Here is a 23652-nt window from a genome sequence, read left to right as displayed (position 1 = left end):
GGTGGCAAAAACGAAAGTTCTCATCACAGTTAAAACCTATCCAGCTATTTCCTCAACTTATGAGGAGTTGGTTTGCACGGCGGGTATTCTCGAAAACGGAGAATGGATCAGGATTTATCCAATTCAATTTCGTAAACTGGATTTTGCAAAACAGTACGCTAAATACGACTGGATAGAAATTGATTTGGTAAAAAATGATAAAGACTTCCGACCTGAAAGTTACCGACCTTATAGTTATGATTCCGTTCCAGATGTTGTAGGACATATAGGTACGGAAAAGCAGTGGATTCATCGTAGCGATTGGATATTGAAGAACGTGTATAATGACCTAAGCGTCTTAATTAGTGAAGCAAAAACTAAGAAAACGTCTTTGGCTATGTTCAAGCCAAGCAAAATTATTGGTTTTGATGTAACGCCGTGCGAACGAGAGTGGGACAGGGCTAAACTTGAAGCCCTAAAACAGGGTAACATATTTCAGGAGCGGAACGATAAATTTGAGGTCGTTAGAAAACTTCCCTACGAGTTTAGATACATTTTTGAAGATTGTAATGGAAAGAGAAGCAAATTATTAATAGAAGACTGGGAGATTGGAGCCTTGTATTGGAATTGTTTGATTGATGCAAACGGAAACGAAGATATTGCCCTTAAAAAGGTTAGAGACAGATACTTTGACGAATTTATGGCAAAGAAAGAATTGTACCTTTTTTTAGGTACGAGGTACGTTGAACACGCTAAGAATTACTCCAACCCATTCTCAATAATAGGTGTTTATTACCCCCCTAAGATACAGCAGTTGAGCCTCTTCTAATTTGTTAATTCTCTGTTGCACAGACGCTGCTCCGCAAGCCCAAACGCTGCCTAACCGGGGCGTTCCCTTTGTCGACCGTAATCTGCCGAACGAGCAAAACCTGACCTCTGCGGCCTGCAACCTGTCGCCCGCGACCTGAAAATGTAAGCACTTTATGGCCGGTTCACCCAACGCCAATGAGTGTTGATGGTTGGCGAGTCAATTGCCTGAATGCGAGACACTTGCACCTTTACACACTCATCATGTTGGGCTGCCAACTTTCCTATGGGACGTGCTTCCTGTCGCACGAGACCCGCCTTATTTAATTGAAAGCTCTACTCAACTGTTCATCTTCACCTGACCAGTACAAGCACTCATTTTCATCTGACCACGCAAATTCACCTAAACTGCTGACCTCAGAATCAAGAGTATTTTGATAAACGCCGAACGCAGAAGCATTTATAAAGCATTCAAGTTGACTTTTATTGTCGATCAGTTTAAAGACAAATTTGGAGGCTTCGCCAATATCGCAAAGTATGCTCTCTACCTGGGTAACAGCAAATATCGTCAGTCCCCTAAATCTGTTAATTACGTTCAGACTATGAACGCCTTTGAATCGTATATCTGTATTGAAAGTACCACCACTTTTGTGCTTCCTGAGCAATAGCTCACCATGACTAGCATTGAAGTCAAAAAGAAAGTAAAGTCCGTTCAAATCTTCGTAGAGCTTCATTAGATGTCTACTTCATGGTTTTTTAGCCTGCCCTACCCAGGCGTTTACTTTGTCGACCGGAAACCGACCCAACGAGCCCCAAAGCTTACCTGTTGAGACGTGCGACCTGTCGCAGATAACCCGCATTATGAGCCCATTTTGGACCCGCCACCCAACATATTATTGTACGCAATTACGCTTAATATCAAGACATTGATAACGAAGGTCTTTATAGTAAGCATTAGAATTTCCTAAGCCTTATGAGATGAGCCAATAGTTTAAACCAGGGTTTCTACCGCCTACAGGAAAAAGCCCCTTTTTCATAGAATTAACCCATTTCAATGATAAGCGAATCAAGTAAGATTAATACTACTTTTCAAAAGTGACCATTACCTGATAAAGACAATAATCATCGAAAAAAGTATAAAAATGAATAGCTGCAAAATAGTTTAGTTCTTTTGTTTCTAATTTCTTGAGTTACACCGGAAGTTTAAGGTTAATTCCACACAAAAAGCCCTTAACTATTTTATTGTCAAATAGTTAAGGGCTTTTTGTGTAGTCTCGACGGGAATCGAACCCGTATCAAGCGTTTAGGAAACGCTTATTCTATCCGTTGAACTACGAGACCAAAAAAGGAGCGGTCAACGTTGACCGCTCGCTATAACTGCAAAATTGCCAAAAATACCTCAACCTGCCAAACCATCGCCGTACTCCGCTGATTCGATGAGCGGTACGTTAACCCAGTTGGGGTAAATCTGGAAGTGTCTCTCTTTCACCAGCGTATAGAGCAAATCGCGCAGTTCGCCTACATTCTCGCCGGTTTCTGCCGAGATGAAGGCCACATAGTCCGCTTTTTGGGCCAGATACGTCTTTTTCAGATACTCCAGCGCAGTTTTTCGGCGCACGGCCATCGGAATAGCTACCTCTTCGTGCGAGTCAATGAACTCATCATCGTCGTCCTGATCGGGTTTTTCTATCCACTGGTCTTTCGGAACAAAGCGGTCCATTTTGTTGAAGACCAGTACCATGGGTTTATCGGCCGCTTTGATGTCGGCCAGCGTTGCGTTGACCACTTCAATCTGCTCCTCAAAATTCGGGTGTGATACATCGACAACGTGAACCAGAATATCTGCTTCGCGGACTTCATCGAGTGTCGATTTAAACGACTCGATTAGCATCGTTGGCAGTTTGCGGATAAAACCAACCGTATCCGTCAACAAAAACGGAATATTGCCAAGCGTCACTTTTCGTACGGTTGAATCTACCGTGGCGAAGAGTTTATTTTCGGCAAATACGTCGGTTTTCGCCATGGTACGCATCAGCGTCGATTTGCCTACGTTCGTGTAACCAACCAGGGAAACCCGCACCAGGCGGTCGCGTTCTTTCCGGCGCGTCTGGCTCTGTTTGTCAATTTTGGCCAGTTTCTCTTTCAGGAAAGAGATTCGGTCTTTCACGATCCGACGGTCGGTTTCGAGTTCTTTTTCCCCCGGACCGCGCATCCCCACACCGCCTTTCTGGCTGGTTAAGTGACTCCACATGCGGGTTAGGCGTGGGTACATGTACTGGTATTGCGCTAACTCGACCTGCACCCGCGACTGGGCGGTTTGGGCCCGCATCGAGAAAATATTCAGGATGAGCAAACTGCGATCCAGTACTTTAACATCTTTAAAACTCTCTTCCAGATTCCGTACCTGCGAAGGCGTCAGGTCATCATCAAAAATGACGGAATCAACCGGATTGTCGAGAATGAACGTCTGAATTTCTTCCAGTTTGCCTTTGCCAACAAACGTTCGGTTATCGGGATGTTCCAGTTTTTGGGTGAACGATTTGATGGTTGTAACGCCTGATGTTTCGGCCAGAAAGGCTAACTCGTCGAGATAATCTTTCGTTTGGTCGGCCGTTTGCTTTTGCGTAATCAGCGCGACCAACACAGCGGTTTCGGGCGGTTTTGTGTTGTCGATCATGTAAATTCTTAGAGGTGATTAGGCGTTTATAGCCTGCGAACAAGGGCGTAAATCCTGCGCAATAAGCTATAGGCCTGTAAATTATAACGGGTACTATTCGGTAAAAGTTTCGGCGTTGAATCTGTCTTGACCTACGCCATATCTCCAAGATATGGCGTAGGTCAAGACAGATTCAACGCCATCACACCTGAACGGTTTTCCAGCGTCCCCGGCGGAAAATCCAGATGGCGATACCAGCCAGCAACGTCTCACTAATTGCCACCGACCAGAATACCCCCGGAGGTCCCCAATGCAGCAGATGAGCTAGTGTATAGGCCAGTGGTATTTCAACCACCCAGAAGCATACAATGTTAATGAGTGTAGGCGTTCGGGTATCGCCCGCGCCATTGAGCGACTGACTCAGCACCATTCCATACGCCATGAATAGATAACCCAGGCAAAATACGCGAAGGCATTCGACCGCAATTTCGACGACGCGAACATTATTGTCGAACAAACCGACGATGGGGGTTGCTCCCAGGAAGAAGCCAATGCCAACGGCAGCTAAAAAGAGCATGTTGCAGAAAGCCGCCCGCCAGGCGGAGGTTTCGGCACGTTCGGGCTGACCAGCCCCCAGATTCTGTCCAACTAGTGTGGCAGCGGCATTAGCCATGCCCCACGAAGGCAGAATCGTGAATACAATAATGCGAATGGCGATGGTATAACCAGCTACTACGTCGCTACCAAACGTAGATAAAATCCGCGTCAGGAATATCCAGCTGGCGGATCCAACCAGAAACTGGCTGGTACCACCAATGGCTAAACTAAGCAGATTACGGATTAAGCTCAGGTCAGGAGTCACATCTGACTGGAGAACCTGAATAACCCCTTTCACCCGCGTCAGGGCGTAAAGCTGATACAGTACACCCATAGATCGGCCAATGGTTGTGGCCACTGCCGAGCCCATCACACCCATTTCCGGGAATGGCCCCAGACCGAAAATGAATACCGGGCATAGGATGATGTTTACGCCGTTGGCCAGCCATAGCGAGCGCATCGCTACCGATGCATCGCCTGAACCCCGCAGGCAGCCACTTAGCGTATACAGGAGCATGATGGCGGGCGCACTGGCGAAAATCATCCGCGTAAACCCGGCCCCGTTGGCAATAAGTTTTGAGTCCCCACCCATCAGGCGCAGGATGTCTTCGGCAAAGACAAAACCGACTACGCCCATAAACAGGCCCAGCGCAACGGACACGAGTATAACCTGCCCAACCGCATGCCCCGCCCCACGCTGGTTGTCTTCGCCGACCCGACGGGATACCAGTGCCGTAGCTGCTGTGCTCAGGCCAATAGCAATGGAGTAAACAATAGTGAGTACCGACTCCGTCAGGCCCACTGTAGCAATGGCTTCCGTACCGATTTTGGCCACAAAAAAGACGTCGACCACCGCAAAGAGTGACTCCATCACCATTTCCAGAATCATCGGCACCGATAGCAGAAAAATAGCCCGGTTAATACTGCCGGTTGTAAAATTGGTTTCCGAACCACGCAATGCGGCCAGGAATAACCGAAAGAATTTGGTCATTGGAACAAAAGAATATGCCGAAGCCCAGCGGGCTATTGACAGCGAATGAATGGTCTGAAAAACGTGAATGACCACCGAAGCAGAAGCAGGTGGCGGTACTCTGAAGAAAAAATGAAAAACCGCTTGGGTTTTTAAGCGAGGAACTTCATGGGCGTTGGCTAACCGACGGGCGGTTGCAGTTAAGGCTGCAAACTTACAATTTTCTTTTTTGAAAAACCAAATTTGGTTTAGTGAACGGTCATCCACAAACTATCCGATGAGCATGCAGTTAAGTAAATGGATAATGTAGAATGTAGAATGAGCACAACTGTTAGGGTGCCTTATTCTACATTCTATATTCTACATTATCCATTTTACATTCTCTTACCTATGCCTACGTCACCATTCTATTTAAACGATATTGCTGATTTTCTGCGAGATGAGTTGGCGGCTGATCGCTATCCTGGCACTGAGCAGGGCGGGACTTATTACCCGTCCAAACGCCCGATCCGACGGCTTGGCCTAGCCTTAGAGCCATTTCCTAAACTAGCAGACTGGGTCAGTGAGACGCATATCGACGCCCTTTGGCTACACCGGCCCTGGCAGCTCGACTTAACGAGTCTGCCGACTGATCTCGGAGTTTTGACGCACCATCTGCCCTTTGATGAAACCCTGACAATTGGCTATAATCCTCGACTGGCGAAGCAAATGGGAGCTATTGGCAGCTTAGAGCCAATCGGCTATAAACAAGATAGCGCTGAGGCTGGCAAGGTATTGCCCCGCCGACCTCTCGGGATGCTTATTGATATTCCCCCGCAGGAATTTGATCAGTGGCTTACAACTGTCAAAGCCATGTTCGGAGGGTATGATCGGGCTGAAGCCGGACGAGGTACCGCCGGTTGGCAACCCACCAGCTATCGAGTTGCTGTAGTGGGAGCCATGACGGATGTGCTTGTCCGGGAAGCGGCTGCAAAGGGTGCAACCATGTATTTAACGGGGTCGTATCGTAAACCCGGCCAACAGGCAGTTGATGCCACGGGCATTGCCTTTATTGCTGTTGGCCATCGCCGAAGCGAAGTTTGGGGATTACGTGAGTTGGCTAATCTGTTACACAAACACTATTCTATTGAGTGCATCGTTCATGAACCAACAATACTCAGCAAACTGTAAGTGTAGTTAACTAAGCTATGTCCCGTGGATCGTCGGCTATACGAGTATTGTCATAGAAGGTATTCATCTCGGCCATATCTTCGTCGGAAATCGTGAAATCCAATACATCGAAATTTTCCTGAATTCGTTCTCGTTTCACCGACTTTGGAATGGTAACGACGCCATGTTGCAATGACCACCGGATGAGCATCTGGTACGTGCTTTTGCCATATTTTTCGGCCAGTGCAACCAGTTTTGGATCATTTGCTTTCTCGCCACGTACCAAAGGTGCATACCCTTCAGGCTGTATAGTCTTCTCGTGACAATAATCCAGGACTTCGGGCAGGTAGCTGTAGGGACTTAGCTCAAACTGATTGACGGCGGGTATTATATGGGCCTCGGTCAATAGTTCCTCCAAATGTGCCGGGTAATGATTTGAAACCCCAATGGCACGGGCTCGCCCGTCGGAGTAGATTTTTTCGAGAGCCCGCCATGTTTCGTGTCGGTGCTCTTTTATGGGCCAGTGGATCAGGTATAAATCCACTACATCGAGGCCAAGCCGTTCCAGACTCCGGTTGAATGCCCGGAGTGTTCGGGTATAACCCTGATCGTCGTTCCAGACTTTGGTAGTAATGAAGATATCACTTCGGGGAATTCCGCTGGCTCTGATGGCATTGGCTACTTCGCGTTCATTGCCATAGGCAGCTGCGGTGTCAATCAATCGGCAACCCGCTTCAAGTGCCCACTCAATTGCCTGCTGTACTTCATTGGCCTGAGCTGGCGCAAAAACACCAAGGCCCAATAGCGGCATTTCAACACCATTATTAAGTGTGGTAGAGGGTATAGTCATTCAGTAAAGGCAAGTTTCTTACGGTAAAACTAAGTTTCATATATTAATTAAAAACCAGGACAAGATGTTTAAAAAAACACTAACAAATAAGTGCGCAAGCTGAATTGGCTATTCTACCGTATGTTTACGGGTAGAATAGCCATGGCCTTAGTTTACTGGTTTATGCGGACACTTTACCTGATTACGTGCCTTATTAGTTTAACCAGGCTGGTTGTTCGGGCCCAATCGGTTCCATCGACGGGTACCGTTCATTACTCAGCTGAAATTGGTGGGCTGGCAACATCAAACGACCAAAACCCTTTCTGGTTGCGGGCTAATCAGTACAATATCATTCCTGTACAGGGATCATTCGGAACGGTTCGGTTGGGTATACAACGCGACTACAAACCCCGACCCGATTCGATACCAAAACGGAAATCCCGTTTCGACTGGGGTTTTGGGGCTTATGCTGTTGCCAATGTGGGTCCTCGATCAACGTCTAACAATCCGGCTATTCTGTTGCCTGATGCGTATGTAAAAATCCGTTTTGGTGCGCTGGAGCTTTATGGGGGCAACCGCCGTGAAGTGGCTGGCTTAGGTGATACGCTCCTGACGTCGGGCTTTGTGGCCTGGTCTGGTAATGCAATGCCGTTTCCGAAAATCCAGTTACATACGCCTGATTATGTGCCCATTGGCTTTACCAAAAAACTGCTGGCTTTTCGGGTTGGCTATGCACATGGCTGGCTTATCGACTCGTACATTCAGGGGAGTTATCTTCATCAGAAATACTTCTATGGCCGAATCGGGAAGCCAACTTGGCGGGTTCGTTTCTATGCTGGGCTGAATCATCAGGTGCAATGGGGTGGCCATGCTGCTTATTTGCTTAATCGACCCGATTTAGCTGTCAATGGAGGGTTACCAACTTCCTTCCAGGACTATCTATCAATTATTACCGGTCGGTATCCTGATGCGCTGGAAAACAACCGATTCACTACGTTCGATGGGACGAATCGCGTGGGTAACCACGTTGGGAACTATGATGTAGCGCTGGAATGGAAAGGTGTTCGAACGAACTGGCTACTCTATCATCAGCACATGTACGATGATGCATCAGGTCTGGCATTGCAAAATGTACCAGATGGATTAACGGGCTTACGGTTTCAAAATCATGCCACAACAAACACCCGTTTTCGGTTTCAGCGACTCGTTCTCGAATGGCTGAGTACAACGAATCAAAGCGGCCCAACCTTCGACCCAACAGCCCGCTATCAGGGAGCTGATAATTACTTTAATAACAGCCAGTACATTGAGGGATGGTCGTATCGGGGACGAACAATTGGAACGCCTTTCATCATGCCTCGTTCGGATTTGGCACCAGCGGTAGCTACTGAATATGCAGGCAATGGATTTTACCCGAATAATCGGGTTGTGGCGTGGTACCTGGGTACGATAAGTGCTTTTCAACGGGGGCCAATACTAACGACACGACTTTCTTACAGCCGAAATTTTGGTTCTTACAAACAGCCTTACCCACAAGTTTTCCATCAGTTATCCACCCTAGTAAGCGCCCAGTGGCCTATTCGTAAATGGTCGGGTACATCACTAACAACAACACTATCGCTTGATCGGGGGGAGTTGATGCCAGATGCGTTTGCCGGTTACCTAAGTTTGAAAAAGTTCTGGTAATAAGGCCTTTATGAAAAATATACGTTTCCATTAAAAAATATTTTAATCTCTTTTTAATATCTCTAAATCCGTTTGACGCGTATTGCCGTATAGTCAAGTGCAGTTAGCCTGTTTACTGCGTCCCTAACTAATTCTTCAACGAGAAAAACTATGGCTATGCTTTACAAAAAGCCCTTTCTACGTGTCCTGGCCGGTATGCTGGCGCTTGGTTCCTTACTGACGCTCAATGCCTGTCAGGATCACCGTCTACCACCAGACCCAGGTGCCGTGCCCGATGCAAGTGTTTACCTATTAAATGATGCTAATCAGTTGCAGCGGGTGAACATCAAGAATCCCAATGTGGTCTTGTCAAATCTTGTCATTACTGGCGTAAACTTTCAGGCTGGTGAACGCATGTTGTCAATTGATTTTCGACCCGCTACCGGACAACTGTACGGAGTCAGTAGTATGAGCCGTCTGTTTGTTATTAATCCAACAACAGCAGAAGCCCGACCTCTGACAACGAGTCCATTTACACCCGCTATTTCGGGGTCTGTTGTTGGTATTGATTTTAACCCGACAGTTGATCGTATTCGCCTGGTTACGAACACCGGGCAGGATTTGCGACTGCATCCCGAAACAGGGCAGGTAGTTGCTGTGGATGGAGCCATTAATGGCGTTTCTGGTGCTATGATTTCGGAAGTGGCCTACACAAATAACAGCGCGGGTGTAACAACAACAACTTTGTATGATATTGATCCGGCCACCGACCGGCTCTATATTCAAAACCCACCTAACAACGGTACACTGACCGACGTTGGGCCGCTAGGCTTAGATATAGCTGGGTCTGCTGGTTTCGATATTTCACCGAATGACAACACACAAGGGCTGGTTGCTGTGCAGTTTAATGGCTCATCGGAGTTAGATCAGATTAATCTGGCAACTGGTCGTTTGCAGAAACTGGGTAACCTGACGGGTACGGTCATTGGGCTGGCTATTCCAACGAATCCGGTTGCCTACGCCATTGACAGCAACAATAGCCTGCTTATTTTCAATCCCGTTAGTTTAACGGGCCTAACTCTAAAAACCATTACGGGCCTTCAACCGGGCGAAACCATTCTTGGTATCGACTCCCGGCCAGTAAATGGTCAGCTGTTTGTACTGGGTAGCACTAGCCGACTGTATACGGTTGCGGTTACTAATACAAACGTTTGGAGTCTGGTGCAGGTGGGTAGTGCCGGGGCATTCACTCTGTCAGGAACGGACTTTGGTTTCGATTTCAACCCAACAGTCGACCGTATCCGGGTTGTTAGCAACACAGGACAGAATCTTCGTCTGAATCCGGATAATGGCGCTTTAGCTGCTACTGATGGAAATTTAAACCCAGGAACACCAAACGTAACAGCGGCTGCTTATACGAACAACTTCGCAGGAGCCCTCACAACAACGTTATATGATATTGATATTCGTCCGGGCAGCGCGGTTTTACTCCAGCAAAATCCACCAAATAATGGTACATTAGTATCTGTTGGTCCGCTGGGTGTTGAGGTAGAAAGTGCCAATGGCTTCGATATTGGTGGCGCAACCGGTACGGCTTATGCGCTACTTCGTACAGGTGGTAACAGCACGAAAGTCTATACAATTAACTTAGCAACAGGCGCAGCCACGGCTGGCCCAACTGTTCCAGGTAGCCCCATTGTTCGTGGCTTTACTGTTGGTTTAGGCTTCTAAGTTGATTGATGTTACTATAATCGGCCCGCCTTGTTGATCAACAAGGCGGGCCGATTATAGCTATTGACCGGATTGCAATTATGTGCTTTCGGAAGGAAAAAATGATGAAGACAGGGTCGAAATTGAATTTTGATGCCAAAGCTCTAAACTGTCCTAATTTCATTATTTTTGTTCACTAGTGAACTCATATACCATGCTTACGAATCTGCAACCGCCTTTATCTAATGTACAGACAGAGCTGCTAAAACTCTATTCAACGGATATTTCTGATGAAATGCTCCTTGAATTGAAAAAAGTCATGGCTAAATTCTTCCTGGATAAGCTCCGAAACCAAGCTGATCAAGTATGGGAAGAGAAAAAATATACTGATGAGTTTTTCAAGAACTTAAATCCGAATGCCTGATTATCGAATTGTTCTTGATACCAATGTTATACTGAGGGCTATTTCTAGCAAGTCAACTCTGGCAGTTATACTTGATACGCTTTACGACGGCAAGTTTAGTCTGGTTGTGTCTTCTGAAATTCTGTTGGAATATGAGGAGATGATAACCCGATTTTATGGCCATTCTACGGCACAGGTATTTCTGGATTTTCTACTACTTCTTCCTACTATTGAACGCGTCGAGCCTTACTTCGCGCTAAATCTGATAACCTCGGATCGTGACGATAATAAATTTGTTGACTGTGCCTTTGCTGGGAATGCCCATTACATTGTTACTGATGACAAACATTTCAACGCCCTTGGCGCAGTTGATTTTCCAAGAATCTCCATTATAACAGCAGAAGACTTTAAGGGGCTACTTCAACGGTTTTAATCCTTAATAGGATACCTCCAGTTGATATTGGCAATCAACCTCATTTAAATCGCTGAACAGCCACTTTCCCTTTGGCACCTACAGCGTAACAAGTACCTTTAGCGCAACCCATTGAATGGAAGCCTTCTGTATCGAGTTTCTGCCAGGTTTGTCCCTGATCGGCCGATAGGCTCGTGCCTGAAGGACCAACGGTTAGTAAACGGTCGTCGGGAAGCAGGGCGATGGCTTCTTTCAGGCCCGCTGGATTCGTCTGGGCTACGAGTTGCCAGGTTTGGCCACCGTCGCGGGTGATGGCTGCGTTTGGGCCGGGCTGCTGCTCCTGTTTGTAGTTGCCACCGACGACCATGCCAATTTTGTCACTGAAGAAATGCATACCAAACAAGCCCGTGGCTTCTCCGCCTGGTAAGGGCGTTTTGCTGACGTTCCAGGTTTTTCCCCGATCACTGGAACGGAATACGCGCCCGTATTGCCCACCGCCCGAGGCAATCCAGACGTTTCGTTTTCCGTGTACAACGAGACTGGTACCACTAGCCGCAAAAGCCGCTTCATTAGGCTCCATCAGTGGTAACGAAGCCGCAGGGATCGGTTGCCAGGTTTTTCCGCCGTCGTCGGTGGTTAGCATAAACCACTTACTATCAATAGCAGCATCCGCTGGGGGATCGCTAAACACGATGCCATGTTGATTGTCCCAAAAGTCGATTCCGTCGAAAAACACGCCTTTCTGTTGCGTTTGGTAAAGTAGTGCCCAGGTCTGTCCGCCGTCATTGGTTTTGTAAATTCGGGCCTGATCTTTTTCGGCGGGGCCAGCGCTCATGAAAAAAGCGGTCTGGGCATCTATGGCTTTTACATCGCGGAAGTCGCAGGTTTGCGCGTCGGGAACTGTACCCGTTTGCCAGGTTTTACCACCGTCGGCCGTTCGGACAAAGGTTCCTTTTGTACCGCCAATCCAGGCAATATCAGCGCTGACAACACTGACAGTGCGGAAACTGGCATCGGTACCAACGGTTTGCATCTGCCACTGAGCAAGGCAGCTAAACGGAGTCAATAAGCAGAGTGCCAGCAGGCGGAAGGATCGAATCATTTCAGTAAAGGGATAATATAAATGAACAATGAATAATGGACAATGAATAATGAACTGCTAGGGCTGCACGTGCAGTAAAATGGATAATCTATAATAAGGTATTTTCCAGTGAGTTATCCATTGTCCATTATACATTATTCATCTTACATTATCCGTCAACTTAACGCCCCTGATTTTTATAATACCGTTGAATGCTTTCAGTTAACACCTGATAAACTTCGGATACCCGAGGCTGATTACTAAGATAGGCCAAATGCGAGTCAATCGTGCTTAGGTCACCCCGGCGGGCCGGACCGGTTTGTACGTCGGCTGGGTTAGGGGCAGCTAGTCCTTTTCGGAAAGTTTCCGCAATCAATGGTCGGAGTAAATCGAATTCCAATCCTTCGTGCGTAGTGAGGTCGTGCGCAAGGGCTAGTAAGTGATTCGTGAAATTGCAGGCTAATACAGCGCCTATATGCAGGGTTCGGCGTTCGTCGGATGTAATCAAATAAACAATATCGCTGATGTCCTGGCCCAGTTGAACCAGGCTATCTTCAGTAGTGGGATCAGAGGCTTCAATGCAAAGTGGAATCTCCTCAAAGGCCATGAAGGGCTGGCCTTTGGTAAAGGTTTGTAAGGCATAGAAAACCCCTGTCTGAACAGGTACATCGCTATAAATAGCCATCCAATGCTCCAGGGATCGCAACGATTGGCCCCCAGACGTATGCACAAGTATGGAGTTTTCAGGTAACACCAGTTGCGAGCAGACCTCTTCGAGTGCGTGATCAGCAACCGATAGCACAAATAATCGGGATGGGCTGTCAGCAAAATTTAATTCGGAATGGGTCCGCGCATCGTACAGGTTACTCACTAGCTGGCGGGAGTGCTGAAGCTGGCGACTGTATACTTCATTGATATGATGTCCCGCGTTTTCAAGAGCTGGAGCGAGGTGCCAGGCCAGGTTTCCTGCGCCGATGAACGAAATTTCCATGTTCAAGTATAGAACATTTTACTGGAAACGTTATCTAAAGCGAGTGTGTGAACCAAGAACGATTCGTGGATATGAAACGGCCCTCTTCACGTTAATTCTGTGAAAATATGGCCCGGTAATTGTAGAACTGCTTGTAAACAAGGTCGTTTATAGCTTCTGGTTCAAGAAAATGAGGCTTACTTTGTTCGCATGAAGACAGTTTAATGCGTAATTTTACTCCCTATGTATACTGAAACGAAAGAAAACAGCCTAGTAAAAAATCTATTGCCCTATTAGACGAATGGCCTAATTTTGGCCGTTTGATAGAAGAACGTATCCTCGCTACTCATACTGAACCTGAAAGTACCCCCAATGGTGAACCACTACTTTGTTCACAGTCCTGTTGTCAGTCACTTTATTCTTACCATTAGTCGGCTTCTGTTCATCCCGAACGGTTGGTTGATAGTGGGATGCTGGCTATTGTTGGGGCTGGGTATAGGCTACAGTCAGGACCAGCCAGCACCCGCCAAACGGGGAGCAGCAGCACGGCGTCAACAAGCTACTGCCGATTCGGCACGGGCCAATGCTCGCCGACGAGCCATTATGCGGGCGGACTCGGCTAAGCAGGCGCTTCAGGATCGTACCGATAGTATTCGGGCGTTACGCAGTGCCAATCGACGGCCAACGGTAAACTGGCCTGACCGGCGAGCTACGCGCTTCTCCGAACGACCGTCTAAATCCCCCTTTATTCTTCGTGACCCTAAAGGTGTTTCAACAGATTTTCGACTTAGTCCCGATGGCGGTATCGGCGTTACCGAGCGAGTCAGGACTGGTGTATCCTTATCGGGTGCACCTACGCCTAATTCAGTGCAGGGACGAACGGATGTAACGACTCCGGCATCATCCACAACTTCACCCGGCCAGCCAGCAACTGGCCCTATACTTCCTCCATCCCAATTCGGATTGCCGTATCGACCGGCGGAAACGATACCGTTCTCGACTTATAACCAGCTTCAGAACCAACGTGTTGAACAAAGTGTCTGGCGGGAGTATGGTGCCAAGCGCGATGGGCAAAGTGCCTTGAGTGGACGTGGATTAATTCCAAAACTCGAATTGCCGCCTGTAATTGATCGCCTGTTTGGCGGTAGCCAGGTTGATTTTAAACCGAATGGCTTTGTAACCCTCGATTTTGGGTATCTCTACCAATTTAATGATAATCCCGCCTATCCCGTGCGTCAGCGTCGGAGCGGGAATTTTCTCTTCAACGAGCAAATCAGCATCAACTTCAATGGGAAGATTGGGGAGAAATTAGGTGTACTCGCCAACTTCGATACCAAAGCCAGCTTCAATTTCGAGAACGCGCTGAAACTGAACTATCGACCCGGAGGTGGGTTGCCCGCGTTTGGAACGGGGCAGGGGTTGCCCAGCTTACCTGGCGTGCCTAAGGCACCTAATTTGCCGGGTGTTCCGGGTGTGAATGGCAGTACACCGGGAATGCCCGGATTCACCCCGCAAAACGAAAGTATTTTGCAGGGACTCGAAGTGGGTAACATCAGCTGGGCAGTGAACAGTCAACTGATTCCAGGGGTGCAAAACCTATTTGGGATTAAAACCCAGTTGCGTTTTGGTAAACTGAACGCCACGCTGGTGGCCTCGCAGCAGCGGTCACGCAAGAATGAGATTGTATTAAGAGGGGGCACATCGAACCGTCCGTTTGAAATCCGCGCTGATGGGTACGATGAGAACCAGCACTTTTTCCTGTCGCAGTTTTTCCGGGCTAATTACGAGTCCTCGTTGAAAACAATGCCTCAGGTAACGTCGGGAGTTAACGTAACCCGGATTGAAGTGTACGTAACAAACCGGACTAATACCACCGAATCTTTACGGAATATTGCCGGATTTCAGGATTTGGGCGAGGGTAATCCATATAGCCTGACGAACCCGAACCTCTCGCCATTTTCGCGCGATAACCGAACCCCAACGGCCAATACGGCCAACGGTCTCTTTACGAAACTGACGACCAACGCAAATGCTGCTTTCCGACAGGTAGATCAGACGAACGATCAATTAACCAACACCTTCCAGTTAGCCAAGGGTACCGATTTTGACCTGCTCCGGGGCGCCAAACGGCTGACCGATCGTGAGTATAGATTGCAGGCCGATCTGGGTTATATATCGCTTGTAACGCCTTTACGGAACGACGAAATTCTGGCCGTTGCCTATGAGTATACCTATCAGGGTCGGCGCTATAAAGTGGGTGAGTTGACAGAAGATTATCAGTCGCGTAAAGGCGATGAAGTACTGGTATTGAAGTTGCTTAAATCGGCTACGTTACGCAACAACCTTCAGTTGCCGATGTGGAATCTGATGATGAAAAACATCTACCCACTCAACACGTCGCAGATTACCCGCCAGGGATTTCAGTTGCGAATTATTTACAAAGATGACCTGACGGGTATCGATAATCCTAACCTACAGGAAGGGCGCCGAACGCAGAATCGGCCGCTGGTACAACTGTTTGGTATGGATCGGCTTAACCAACAACTGGATGCTCAGCCGGATGGTAATTTCGATTACGTTGAGAATTATACGATTGACAGCCGATATGGGAAAATCATTTTCCCGGTTCTGGAGCCCTTCGGGTCGTATCTGGAAAGGCAGTTCGATGCTGATGAAGACAATTACAAAGCGAAATACGTCTTTAACCAGCTGTATCGTACCACCAAAGCAGATGCTGCCCAGCTTGCCGATAAAAACAAGTTTTTCCTGAAAGGTTCGTTCCAGTCGGGCAATGGTGCCGAGGTGCCTTTGCCGCCGGGTGTTAATGAGCAGTCGGTTACGGTTACGGCGGGTGGTGTACCGCTGGTGTCGGGCCAGGATTACGTACTCGATGCTCAAATTGGCCGTCTGCGAATTATCAATGAAAGCGTGACCAATTCGGGCCGTGAGATTCGGATCAGCTACGAACAGCCCGATTTGTTTCAGAATCAGATCCGTACGCTTATTGGTACGCATCTGGATTATGCGGTTAATAAGGACGTTAGTATTGGTTTAACAGCCATGCATATGAAAGAAACCCCGGCTGGTTTCCTGACGCGGGTGGCCCTTGGTAACGAACCCGTTAACAATACAATTCTGGGTGTAAACGCCAACATCCGGAAAGATGCACCCGGTTTGACGCGTTTTCTGGATGCGTTGCCGGGTGTGCAGACCAAAGAAATGTCGACGGTTCAGTTCAATGGCGAGGTTGCACAGCTCTTTCCGGGCACCAATCCAAAAGCCAAGAACGAAAGCTATCTGGATGATTTTGAAGCGGCTCGTACTATTTTCGACCTGACTCGTCAACCCATTCGTTGGCGTTTGGGGGCTACTCCGCAGCAGTTTCCACAAGGCTCTTTTGCTGATCCGCTACCGTATGCTTATAACCGCGCCCGAATTTCGGTCTATACGGTCGATCCAAGTATTTTTGGATCGACGGGGTTACTGGGCGTGGCTTCGAATATTGATATCGAAGATGCCAACAAGCACATGTACGAACGGCCATTTCTGCCCCAGGAGTTATTCCCCGGTCGGTCGGCAAGGCCAGTGCAGTTGCCTGAAAACATCCTGGACGTAGCCTATTTCCCATCGGAGCGGGGTATGTATAACTACAACCCAAATCTGGATGCGAATGGCCTTTTGCCGAACCCCACCCAAAACTTTGGTGCCGTTACGCGAGCTATCTCCTCAGACATTGATTTTGATAACGCCAATGTGGAAAACATAACATTCTGGCTTATGGACCCCTTTGTGAAGGGTGATGCGGGTGATATCCGATATGGGCCCAACCCCAATCAGATTTTAAAAGGGGGAAGCCGCCGGGGAGGAGGGAAGCTCGTCTTTAATCTGGGCGATATTTCAGAGGACGTTATTAAGGATAGTCGCTACGAATTTGAGAATGGGTTTCCGCTCGATTCCGTCATCAGCACCCGAAACCCAGGTACCGATGCTACAGCATGGGGCCGGGCACCAACACGGCAATTTGTTACGAACGCTTTCCAGAGTGGTTCACGTGAGCAGCAGGATATTGGTCTGGATGGGCTGAGTAGCCAGGCCAATATTCCGGCGGGTGTTACCGCCGAGAAAGACTTTTTCAGAAATTACCTGACGGCCGTTCGTACGCGAGTTAGTGATCCGAATGCGCTAGCCGATATTGAGCAGGACCCTTCGGGCGATGACTTCAAGTTTTATCTCGGCGACGATGCCGATCAGCAGAAGTACATTATTGCGCGGTATAAGAAGTTCATGGGTATGGAGAACAACTCGCCCGAAAACACCAGCGCCAATCAGTACCTGACCCCCGCATCGACCACATTGCCCGATATTGAAGATTTGAATATCGACAACACGATCAATGACAACGAAGCCTATTACGAATACGAAATTGACTTACAGCCCGATAAGCTGGAAGTTGGCCAGAGTAAATACATTGTTGATAGGGTAACGGTAAATACACCGGGAGGCCCCGTAAACTGGTATCAGTTCCGGATTCCGGTGCGGGAGCCTTTGCGGAAAGTAGGCAGCATCAATGGGTATAAATCCATCCGGTTTATGCGGATGTACCTGACCAACTTTGCTGATCCCGTTGTACTTCGGTTTGCCGAATTACAGATGGAAGCTAACCAGTATCGGAAGTATACGGGCGATCTGACTCAACACGGGTTACAGGAAGTCCCTGAGCCTTACGATGCCAACTTTACTGTCTCGACGGTAAACATTGAAGAAAATAGTAGTACGCAAACCACCACGCAGGGGGGCGATAAATACCAGTATACAGTGCCTCCGGGCTACGTTCGGGATCGCGATTATACCCAGCCGAATATTGTTGAGTTGAACGAGCAGTCGATGCGCCTGAGCGTAACGAATTTGCGCGATGGCGATTCGCGGGGCGCATTCAAAAACACTAATTACAACCTGTTGTTCCGGGAGCGGATCAAAATGTTTGTGCACATGCACAATCCCGAAACTGAAAGTGGACAGGTATCAGCTTTTGTTCGGATTGGGACTGACTATACTGATAACTACTACGAGATTGAAATCCCTCGATTAATTGCTACACCGGCTGGTAATCAGCCCGATAATGTTGTCTGGCCAGATGGTAATACCCTGGATTTGGCACTTCAGGAATTAATTGACCTTAAAGCGAATCGGAACCGGGAGTTTGGCCGAAAAACGTCCCTACCGTTTACGCAGGCTTCTTCCACGGGACGTTATTTGCTCACGGTGGTAGGTAACCCTGATTTGAGTTCGGTACAATCCATCATGATTGGAATGCGCAATCCCAAAATTCTTGGCGATGGCGAGCGCCCTAAAACGTTCACGATCTGGGTTGATGAACTGCGGGCCAACGGCTACGACCAGCACGCCGGGGTGGCCGCTGTAGGCTCGGTGAATATGAAGTTAGCGGACCTGGGCACACTCACAGCTTCAGGTCGAATTACGACCTTTGGTTTCGGAGGAGTGCAGACGCGCATTGGCGAGCGAGCCCTCGAAACGACCTCTGAGTTTGGGCTCTCATCAGCCCTTGCCATCGATAAGTTCCTGCCAGCCAGTTGGGGGCTTAAGGTGCCACTCTACATCAACTACGACCACCGCAATGTGGATCCGCATTTTGACCCGCTGGACCCGGATACCCCACTGGAAACGTCGCTGTCCACGAAGTCGGAATCCGAACGGGCCGGCTATCGTCAGTTAGTGCAGGATAATACGACGCGTCGAGGCTATAATTTCTCGAACGTGCGGAAGATGAAAACCAACCCGAATGCGAAGTCGCATTTCTGGGATTTCGAAAATTTTGCGTTTACGTATGCGTTCAACGATATGAAACGCACGAACATTCTAACCCAGGAATACCTGCAACGCCAGAATCGGGGCGGCATTTCGTATACCTATAGCGCACAACCTAAACCCTTTGAACCGTTCCGAAATGTGGCTTCCTTTGAGGCTCCGTATCTGCGCTGGCTTAAAGATTTCAACCTAACGCTCTTGCCAACGTTGGTCTCAATTCGTACGGATATGGACCGGAGTTATATTAAAACCCAGCTTCGTTCATCAGACCTGACAACGGACGGAATCCAGCCGCAATTTGAGAAGTACTTCCTGTTCAATCGCTATTACGATCTGACCTGGAACCTGACGCGCAGTCTGGTATTGACCTATCATGCGCAGGCTAATGCCATTATCGACGAACCGGCGGGCGATATTAACACCCAGGCTAAACGCGACTCGATTCTGAACAGCATTAAGCACTTGGGCCGGATGAAAAACTTCGTGCAGGAAATCCGGGCCACCTATCGACTGCCGTTAGACAAGATTCCGTTACTCGACTGGATTGCCGCCGACGCCAGTTATAGAGTGGGCTACCAGTTCCAGGCTAACTCCTACGGCATTGTCGATTCGCTGGGTGTTCCGTTTGGGAATATTATCCGCAACGACCGTGAGCAGGGCATTACGGGGCGGGTCGATTTAATCCGGCTCTACAATAAAATCCGCTACCTGCGCTTTGCCAATACGCCTGCGCCGGTTCGAAAAAACTTTGCCCGTAACCCAGGCGACATCGAGGATATTGAGCGGGGCGACAGCAAAATACTAAAGAACTTTACGCGGGCATTGCTGACCGTGCGCGGTATCAACTTCTCCTATAATTTGCAGGAGTCCACGATTTTGCCAGGTTTCCTGCCAACGCCAAAACTGTTTGGACTCAGTGCCGAAAACGCACCGGGATTAGGTTTTATATTGGGTAGCCAGGATCACAACATAGCGTATAAAGCGGCCCAGAAAGGCTGGTTATCACCGAGTACGGTACAGAATACCGCTTTCCAGCAGAACATTACGAAGAAGTTTACCGCCAGCACAACGCTGGAACCGTTTAAGGACTTCCGAATGCAGATCAACTGGCGGCTCGACCGGACGGATGCATATCAGGAGTACTACCGGCCAGGCTCGCAGGGTGGTCCATTTGAGACTCAGACACCGGTTCGTAGCGGACAATTCAGTATGTCGTTCTGGTCGTTCCGAACAGCGTTTAAGGGGTTGCGTAGCGATAATACGTCTGTTCTATTTGATAGTCTTGAGAGCTATCGTACGTATTTTCAGCAGAAACTGAATAACGAAGCAAAAGAAGGGAACCGAGTTGGTACGTACGATATAAACGCACAGGATGTACTGATCCCCTCGTTTTTTGCAGCCTACAGTGGTCAGAAAAAAGAAAAAGCGAAGTTCTCACCGTTTTATAACTTCCCACTTCCGAACTGGCAGATTGCCTACAATGGCATTTCGGGATTGGGCATTATTCGGAAATACTTCTCCGCCTTTACTATTAATCATAGCTATTCATCGACTTACAGCGTCGGTAACTTCATCTCGAACTTAGATTATACAGCGGCTTATGTAAATCTGGCGGTGCAGGACTTTGGAGTAGGAACGCTAACTAACCAATTGGGGCAGTTTATGCCTATTGTGGCGATGAGCACCATCACGATGTCGGAGAAGTTTGCACCCATGATTGGTGTCCAGTTTCAGACGAAAAACCGAATTAGCGGCCAATTGGCCTACAATCAGAGTCGCGACGTAGCCCTGAGTTTGTCGAATGCCCAGGTTGCCGAATTGAGCAATAAAGATCTAACGGCCTCTATGGGCTTCACCCGGCAAAATTTCCGGATTCCATTCAGGATCAATGGCGCCTATAAGAAGCTGAAAAACGATCTGACGTTCTCCCTGGCGCTGACGTTCCGCGATACGCGAACGATTCAACGTAAGTTAGATGCCGAGCAGATTGTTACGGCGGGTAACGTAAACTTCCAGCTGCGTCCACAGATTAGCTACATTGTTAGTAAGCGCCTGAACTTCAACCTGTATTTCGATCGAACGTTTAATGATCCACTTGTGTCAAACTCGTTCAAACGGGCTACCACGGCGGGTGGTGTGCAGGTGAAATTCAACCTGGCTGAGTAGCCAGGAGGAAGATCAATCCGGAAACAAGCCAATCTTTTTTCGCAAATACGCTCTCACCTGATCGATTTCGGCAGCTGCTTCGTCCATTTTTTGAAGTTGTGCTGCCAGGATAGCCCGTTTTTCAAAATTAGTAAGTTTACCCGCTCGCCAGTCTACAAATTTCTCCTGTATGTCTTTGAGAGTGAATCCCATAGCTTTAATAAACTTAATCTGGAGTAATCCCGCCACGTGCGACTCGTCATACTGACGGTGTCCCCGACGACTTTGGCGATTGCCTTGTAGTAAATTCAACTTCTCATAAAAACGAATTGTGTCGGGTGTTATACCGGTTCGGTCGGCTAGTTCGCGGATATACATTTTTCTGAAAAATTCTGATTAGTGGGAATTCTGGAGTTAACTCCAATTTGTTCGCTATACGAATATGAAACCATTCTCAACAATGACAAAGACAATTTTTATCACTGGTGCATCGAGTGGATTGGGTAAAGCGGCAGCCATCTTGTTTGCCAACAAGGGTTGGAACGTGATTGCCACAATGCGTACGCCCGAAAACGAAACTGAGCTTACTCAAATTTCGTCCATTAAACTTTTACCCCTGGACGTTACTAATCTCGAACAGATACAAGCTACAGCTCGGCAAGTGACCGCCAGGGGTAAGGTAGATGTAGTGTTCAATAATGCAGGGTATGGACTGGCTGGGCCTTTAGAAGGCACCACCGATGAGCAGATTGTGAAACAACTGGAAACAAATCTGCTGGGCGTTATTCGGGTTACGCAGGCATTTATACCACACTTCAGAGCGAAGAAATCAGGGTTGTTTATTAGCACTACGTCGATTGGTGGACTGGTTGCATTTCCGTTTAATTCGGTATATCATGCTACAAAATGGGCCTTGGAAGGCTGGAGTGAAAGCATGTCGTTTGAATTGTCCAAGTTTGGTATTGGTATCAAAACGGTTTCTCCGGGTGGTATTACAACCGATTTTTCAGGCCGCTCAATTGTTCTGACATCCCACGAGGCCTATACTGGCCAACTCAATAAAGTAATGGCTGCCTTTACAGATCCAGCCCGCCTGGCAACTTACTCAACTGCCGAACAAATAGCCGAAGTCGTGTATGAAGCAGCTACCGATGGCAGGAGTCAATTACGGTACGTAGCTGGTGAGGATGCCAAAGCATTATATGCGCAACGCTTACAGGTAGGTGCCGAAGTGTTCAGGAAAGTAGTGGATGACCGATTTTTTAATGAGTAAAGCCGTGCAGGCTATTACCTTATCTATTGCAACACAATTTATTAGCACAAAGACCGGAATCCCCGATCAACAATCGACCTACTATCTAGGTTGACTTAACAAACCCCAATCAACTAACGTATGAAATATAATCCGCTTGGAAATACCGGTGTATTAGTCTCCGAAATCTGCCTGGGCACCATGACCTTTGGTGGAAATGGCTACTGGAAAGCTATGGGCGAACTGCAGCAGAATGCCGTCAACGACATTGTTAAAGCGTCGATAGATAATGGAATCAACTTCATTGATACGGCCAATGTCTATTCATTTGGTGAGTCAGAACGATTGCTGGGTCAATCATTGAAATCGCTCGGTTTATCGCGGGATGAGCTTGTGATTGCTACCAAAGTGCGTGGGCGAATGGGCGAAGGTAAAAATCAGGTTGGTTTAGGTCGTCTGCAAATCATGCAGCAGATAGAAGGTAGTCTGAAACGCCTTCAGATGGACCACGTTGACTTGTATCAAATTCATGGATTTGACCCCATAACACCTCTGGAAGAAACCATGCGGGGTTTGGAAGATGTGGTGAGAAGTGGCAAAGTTCGCTACATTGGCTGCTCAAATCTGGCAGCCTGGCAGGTCATGAAGGCAAATGGTATTGCTGAGAAAAACGGCTGGACAAAGTTTGTATCCACTCAGAATTACTATTCCATTGCCGGGCGCGACCTCGAAAACGAAATCGTGCCCATGGTACAGGATCAGCAGATGGGTATTTTGCCCTGGAGCCCATTGGCAGGCGGATTTTTATCTGGAAAATACACCCGCGATAACAAACCCGACGGCGATTCCCGCCGACTTGCCTTTGATTTTCCGCCCGTTAATCAGGAACGTGCATACGACATTATCGAAGTCATGCAGACCATTGCCGAAGCACATGGGGTTTCGGTAGCTCGAATCGCACTAGCCTGGGTATTGGCTAAACCGGGGGTAACAAGTGTAATTATCGGCGCTAAAAATACCGACCAGCTGGCCGATAATATAAAGGCTGTTGAAGTAAGCCTGACGACCGAGCAACTCGACCGGCTCGATGAAGTAAGTGCTAACACGAAACCCTATCCGCAGTGGATGATTCAGCGCCAGAGCAGTGACCGACTGGGGGCATATAATTTCTCACCCAATCAATCGACGGTAGCGAAGTAAT

The 23652-nt window shown here is 48.1% G+C and carries 17 protein-coding genes and 1 tRNA gene; 10 read left to right on the top strand and 8 right to left on the bottom strand.

From position 1 onward, the window contains the following. Position 1: 1 nt before the first annotated feature. Both EXU85_RS30755 and EXU85_RS35565 read left to right on the top strand, forming a co-directional pair. Positions 2-808, top strand: coding sequence for a hypothetical protein (locus tag EXU85_RS30755; RefSeq protein ID WP_142775748.1), 807 nt, complete (start codon positions 2-4; stop codon positions 806-808). 1 nt (position 809) lies between these two features. Beyond that, the gene (locus EXU85_RS35565; RefSeq protein WP_168207898.1) at positions 810-947 is read left to right on the top strand and encodes a hypothetical protein; all 138 of its coding nucleotides are present in this window, start codon (positions 810-812) and stop codon (positions 945-947) included. 162 nt (positions 948-1109) lie between these two features. On the opposite strand, the gene EXU85_RS30750 is transcribed toward EXU85_RS35565, so the two are convergent. The 4 genes from EXU85_RS30750 to EXU85_RS30735 all read right to left on the bottom strand — a co-directional run bounded on the left by EXU85_RS30750 (position 1110) and on the right by EXU85_RS30735 (position 5030). Continuing rightward, positions 1110-1520, bottom strand: a complete 411-nt coding sequence (locus EXU85_RS30750) for a hypothetical protein (RefSeq protein ID WP_142775747.1) — start codon at positions 1518-1520, stop codon at positions 1110-1112. Positions 1521-2055: 535 nt separating this feature from the next. Continuing rightward, a tRNA-Arg gene (locus EXU85_RS30745) sits at positions 2056-2127 on the bottom strand. Positions 2128-2185: 58 nt separating this feature from the next. Continuing rightward, positions 2186-3463, bottom strand: coding sequence for a GTPase HflX (gene hflX / locus EXU85_RS30740; RefSeq protein ID WP_142775746.1), 1278 nt, complete (start codon positions 3461-3463; stop codon positions 2186-2188). Between the two features lie 181 nt (positions 3464-3644). After that, positions 3645-5030, bottom strand: a complete 1386-nt coding sequence (locus EXU85_RS30735) for an MATE family efflux transporter (protein WP_142775745.1) — start codon at positions 5028-5030, stop codon at positions 3645-3647. 369 nt (positions 5031-5399) lie between these two features. On the opposite strand from EXU85_RS30735, the gene EXU85_RS30730 reads away from it, so the two are divergent. After that, positions 5400-6179, top strand: coding sequence for a Nif3-like dinuclear metal center hexameric protein (locus EXU85_RS30730; protein ID WP_142775744.1), 780 nt, complete (start codon positions 5400-5402; stop codon positions 6177-6179). 10 nt (positions 6180-6189) lie between these two features. Here EXU85_RS30730 and EXU85_RS30725 read toward each other — a convergent pair whose 3' ends face one another. Next, positions 6190-7008, bottom strand: coding sequence for an aldo/keto reductase (locus EXU85_RS30725; RefSeq protein ID WP_142775743.1), 819 nt, complete (start codon positions 7006-7008; stop codon positions 6190-6192). Between the two features lie 141 nt (positions 7009-7149). On the opposite strand from EXU85_RS30725, the gene EXU85_RS30720 reads away from it, so the two are divergent. The 4 genes from EXU85_RS30720 to EXU85_RS30705 all read left to right on the top strand — a co-directional run bounded on the left by EXU85_RS30720 (position 7150) and on the right by EXU85_RS30705 (position 11198). Then, complete coding sequence (locus EXU85_RS30720) at positions 7150-8673, top strand: capsule assembly Wzi family protein (RefSeq protein ID WP_371731970.1); 1524 nt, start codon at positions 7150-7152, stop codon at positions 8671-8673. Positions 8674-8823: 150 nt separating this feature from the next. Then, a complete protein-coding gene (locus EXU85_RS30715) occupies positions 8824-10383 on the top strand; it encodes a DUF4394 domain-containing protein (protein WP_142775742.1) in 1560 nt (519 codons plus the stop codon). Between the two features lie 193 nt (positions 10384-10576). Next, positions 10577-10786, top strand: coding sequence for a hypothetical protein (locus EXU85_RS30710; protein ID WP_142775741.1), 210 nt, complete (start codon positions 10577-10579; stop codon positions 10784-10786). Next, positions 10779-11198 carry a putative toxin-antitoxin system toxin component, PIN family gene (locus EXU85_RS30705; protein WP_142775740.1) on the top strand — a complete coding sequence of 140 codons (420 nt, stop codon included), beginning with the start codon at positions 10779-10781 and terminating at the stop codon, positions 11196-11198. The genes EXU85_RS30710 and EXU85_RS30705 overlap by 8 nt, the downstream gene beginning before the upstream one ends. Positions 11199-11238: 40 nt before the next feature. Here EXU85_RS30705 and EXU85_RS30700 read toward each other — a convergent pair whose 3' ends face one another. Together EXU85_RS30700 and EXU85_RS30695 are read right to left on the bottom strand one after the other, a co-directional pair. Further along, a complete protein-coding gene (locus tag EXU85_RS30700) occupies positions 11239-12279 on the bottom strand; it encodes a YCF48-related protein (protein ID WP_142775739.1) in 1041 nt (346 codons plus the stop codon). A 160-nt stretch (positions 12280-12439) separates the two neighbouring features. Beyond that, positions 12440-13249, bottom strand: a complete 810-nt coding sequence (locus tag EXU85_RS30695) for a Rossmann-like and DUF2520 domain-containing protein (RefSeq protein ID WP_142775738.1) — start codon at positions 13247-13249, stop codon at positions 12440-12442. Between the two features lie 351 nt (positions 13250-13600). On the opposite strand from EXU85_RS30695, the gene sprA reads away from it, so the two are divergent. Continuing rightward, entirely contained in the window at positions 13601-21220 is a 7620-nt protein-coding gene (sprA, locus tag EXU85_RS30690; RefSeq protein WP_142775737.1) for a cell surface protein SprA, read from the top strand. Between the two features lie 12 nt (positions 21221-21232). Here sprA and EXU85_RS30685 read toward each other — a convergent pair whose 3' ends face one another. After that, positions 21233-21577, bottom strand: a complete 345-nt coding sequence (locus EXU85_RS30685; protein ID WP_142775736.1) for a MerR family transcriptional regulator — start codon at positions 21575-21577, stop codon at positions 21233-21235. 82 nt (positions 21578-21659) lie between these two features. Between EXU85_RS30685 and EXU85_RS30680 the strand changes: the two genes are divergently transcribed. Then, complete coding sequence (locus tag EXU85_RS30680) at positions 21660-22472, top strand: SDR family oxidoreductase (protein ID WP_142775735.1); 813 nt, start codon at positions 21660-21662, stop codon at positions 22470-22472. Between the two features lie 120 nt (positions 22473-22592). Then, positions 22593-23651, top strand: coding sequence for an aldo/keto reductase (locus EXU85_RS30675; RefSeq protein WP_142775734.1), 1059 nt, complete (start codon positions 22593-22595; stop codon positions 23649-23651). Position 23652 lies beyond the last annotated feature (1 nt).

This window comes from Spirosoma sp. KCTC 42546 (assembly GCF_006965485.1).
In the GTDB taxonomy this organism is placed as follows: Bacteria; Bacteroidota; Bacteroidia; order Cytophagales; family Spirosomataceae; genus Spirosoma.
This window is presented reverse-complemented; position numbering and strand designations above follow the sequence as displayed.

Excerpts from the sequence above, each read along its gene's own strand:
- EXU85_RS30750 (WP_142775747.1), bottom strand. The coding sequence starts at position 1,520 with ATGAAGCTCTACGAAGATTTGAACGGACTTTACTTTCTTTTTGACTTC.
- hflX (WP_142775746.1), bottom strand. The coding sequence starts at position 3,463 with ATGATCGACAACACAAAACCGCCCGAAACCGCTGTGTTGGTCGCGCTG.
- EXU85_RS30735 (WP_142775745.1), bottom strand. The coding sequence starts at position 5,030 with ATGACCAAATTCTTTCGGTTATTCCTGGCCGCATTGCGTGGTTCGGAA.
- EXU85_RS30730 (WP_142775744.1), top strand. The coding sequence starts at position 5,400 with ATGCCTACGTCACCATTCTATTTAAACGATATTGCTGATTTTCTGCGA.
- EXU85_RS30725 (WP_142775743.1), bottom strand. The coding sequence starts at position 7,008 with ATGACTATACCCTCTACCACACTTAATAATGGTGTTGAAATGCCGCTA.
- EXU85_RS30720 (WP_371731970.1), top strand. The coding sequence starts at position 7,150 with ATGGCCTTAGTTTACTGGTTTATGCGGACACTTTACCTGATTACGTGC.
- EXU85_RS30715 (WP_142775742.1), top strand. The coding sequence starts at position 8,824 with ATGGCTATGCTTTACAAAAAGCCCTTTCTACGTGTCCTGGCCGGTATG.
- EXU85_RS30710 (WP_142775741.1), top strand. The coding sequence starts at position 10,577 with ATGCTTACGAATCTGCAACCGCCTTTATCTAATGTACAGACAGAGCTG.
- EXU85_RS30705 (WP_142775740.1), top strand. The coding sequence starts at position 10,779 with ATGCCTGATTATCGAATTGTTCTTGATACCAATGTTATACTGAGGGCT.
- EXU85_RS30700 (WP_142775739.1), bottom strand. The coding sequence starts at position 12,279 with ATGATTCGATCCTTCCGCCTGCTGGCACTCTGCTTATTGACTCCGTTT.
- EXU85_RS30695 (WP_142775738.1), bottom strand. The coding sequence starts at position 13,249 with ATGGAAATTTCGTTCATCGGCGCAGGAAACCTGGCCTGGCACCTCGCT.
- sprA (WP_142775737.1), top strand. The coding sequence starts at position 13,601 with ATGGTGAACCACTACTTTGTTCACAGTCCTGTTGTCAGTCACTTTATT.
- EXU85_RS30685 (WP_142775736.1), bottom strand. The coding sequence starts at position 21,577 with ATGTATATCCGCGAACTAGCCGACCGAACCGGTATAACACCCGACACA.
- EXU85_RS30680 (WP_142775735.1), top strand. The coding sequence starts at position 21,660 with ATGACAAAGACAATTTTTATCACTGGTGCATCGAGTGGATTGGGTAAA.
- EXU85_RS30675 (WP_142775734.1), top strand. The coding sequence starts at position 22,593 with ATGAAATATAATCCGCTTGGAAATACCGGTGTATTAGTCTCCGAAATC.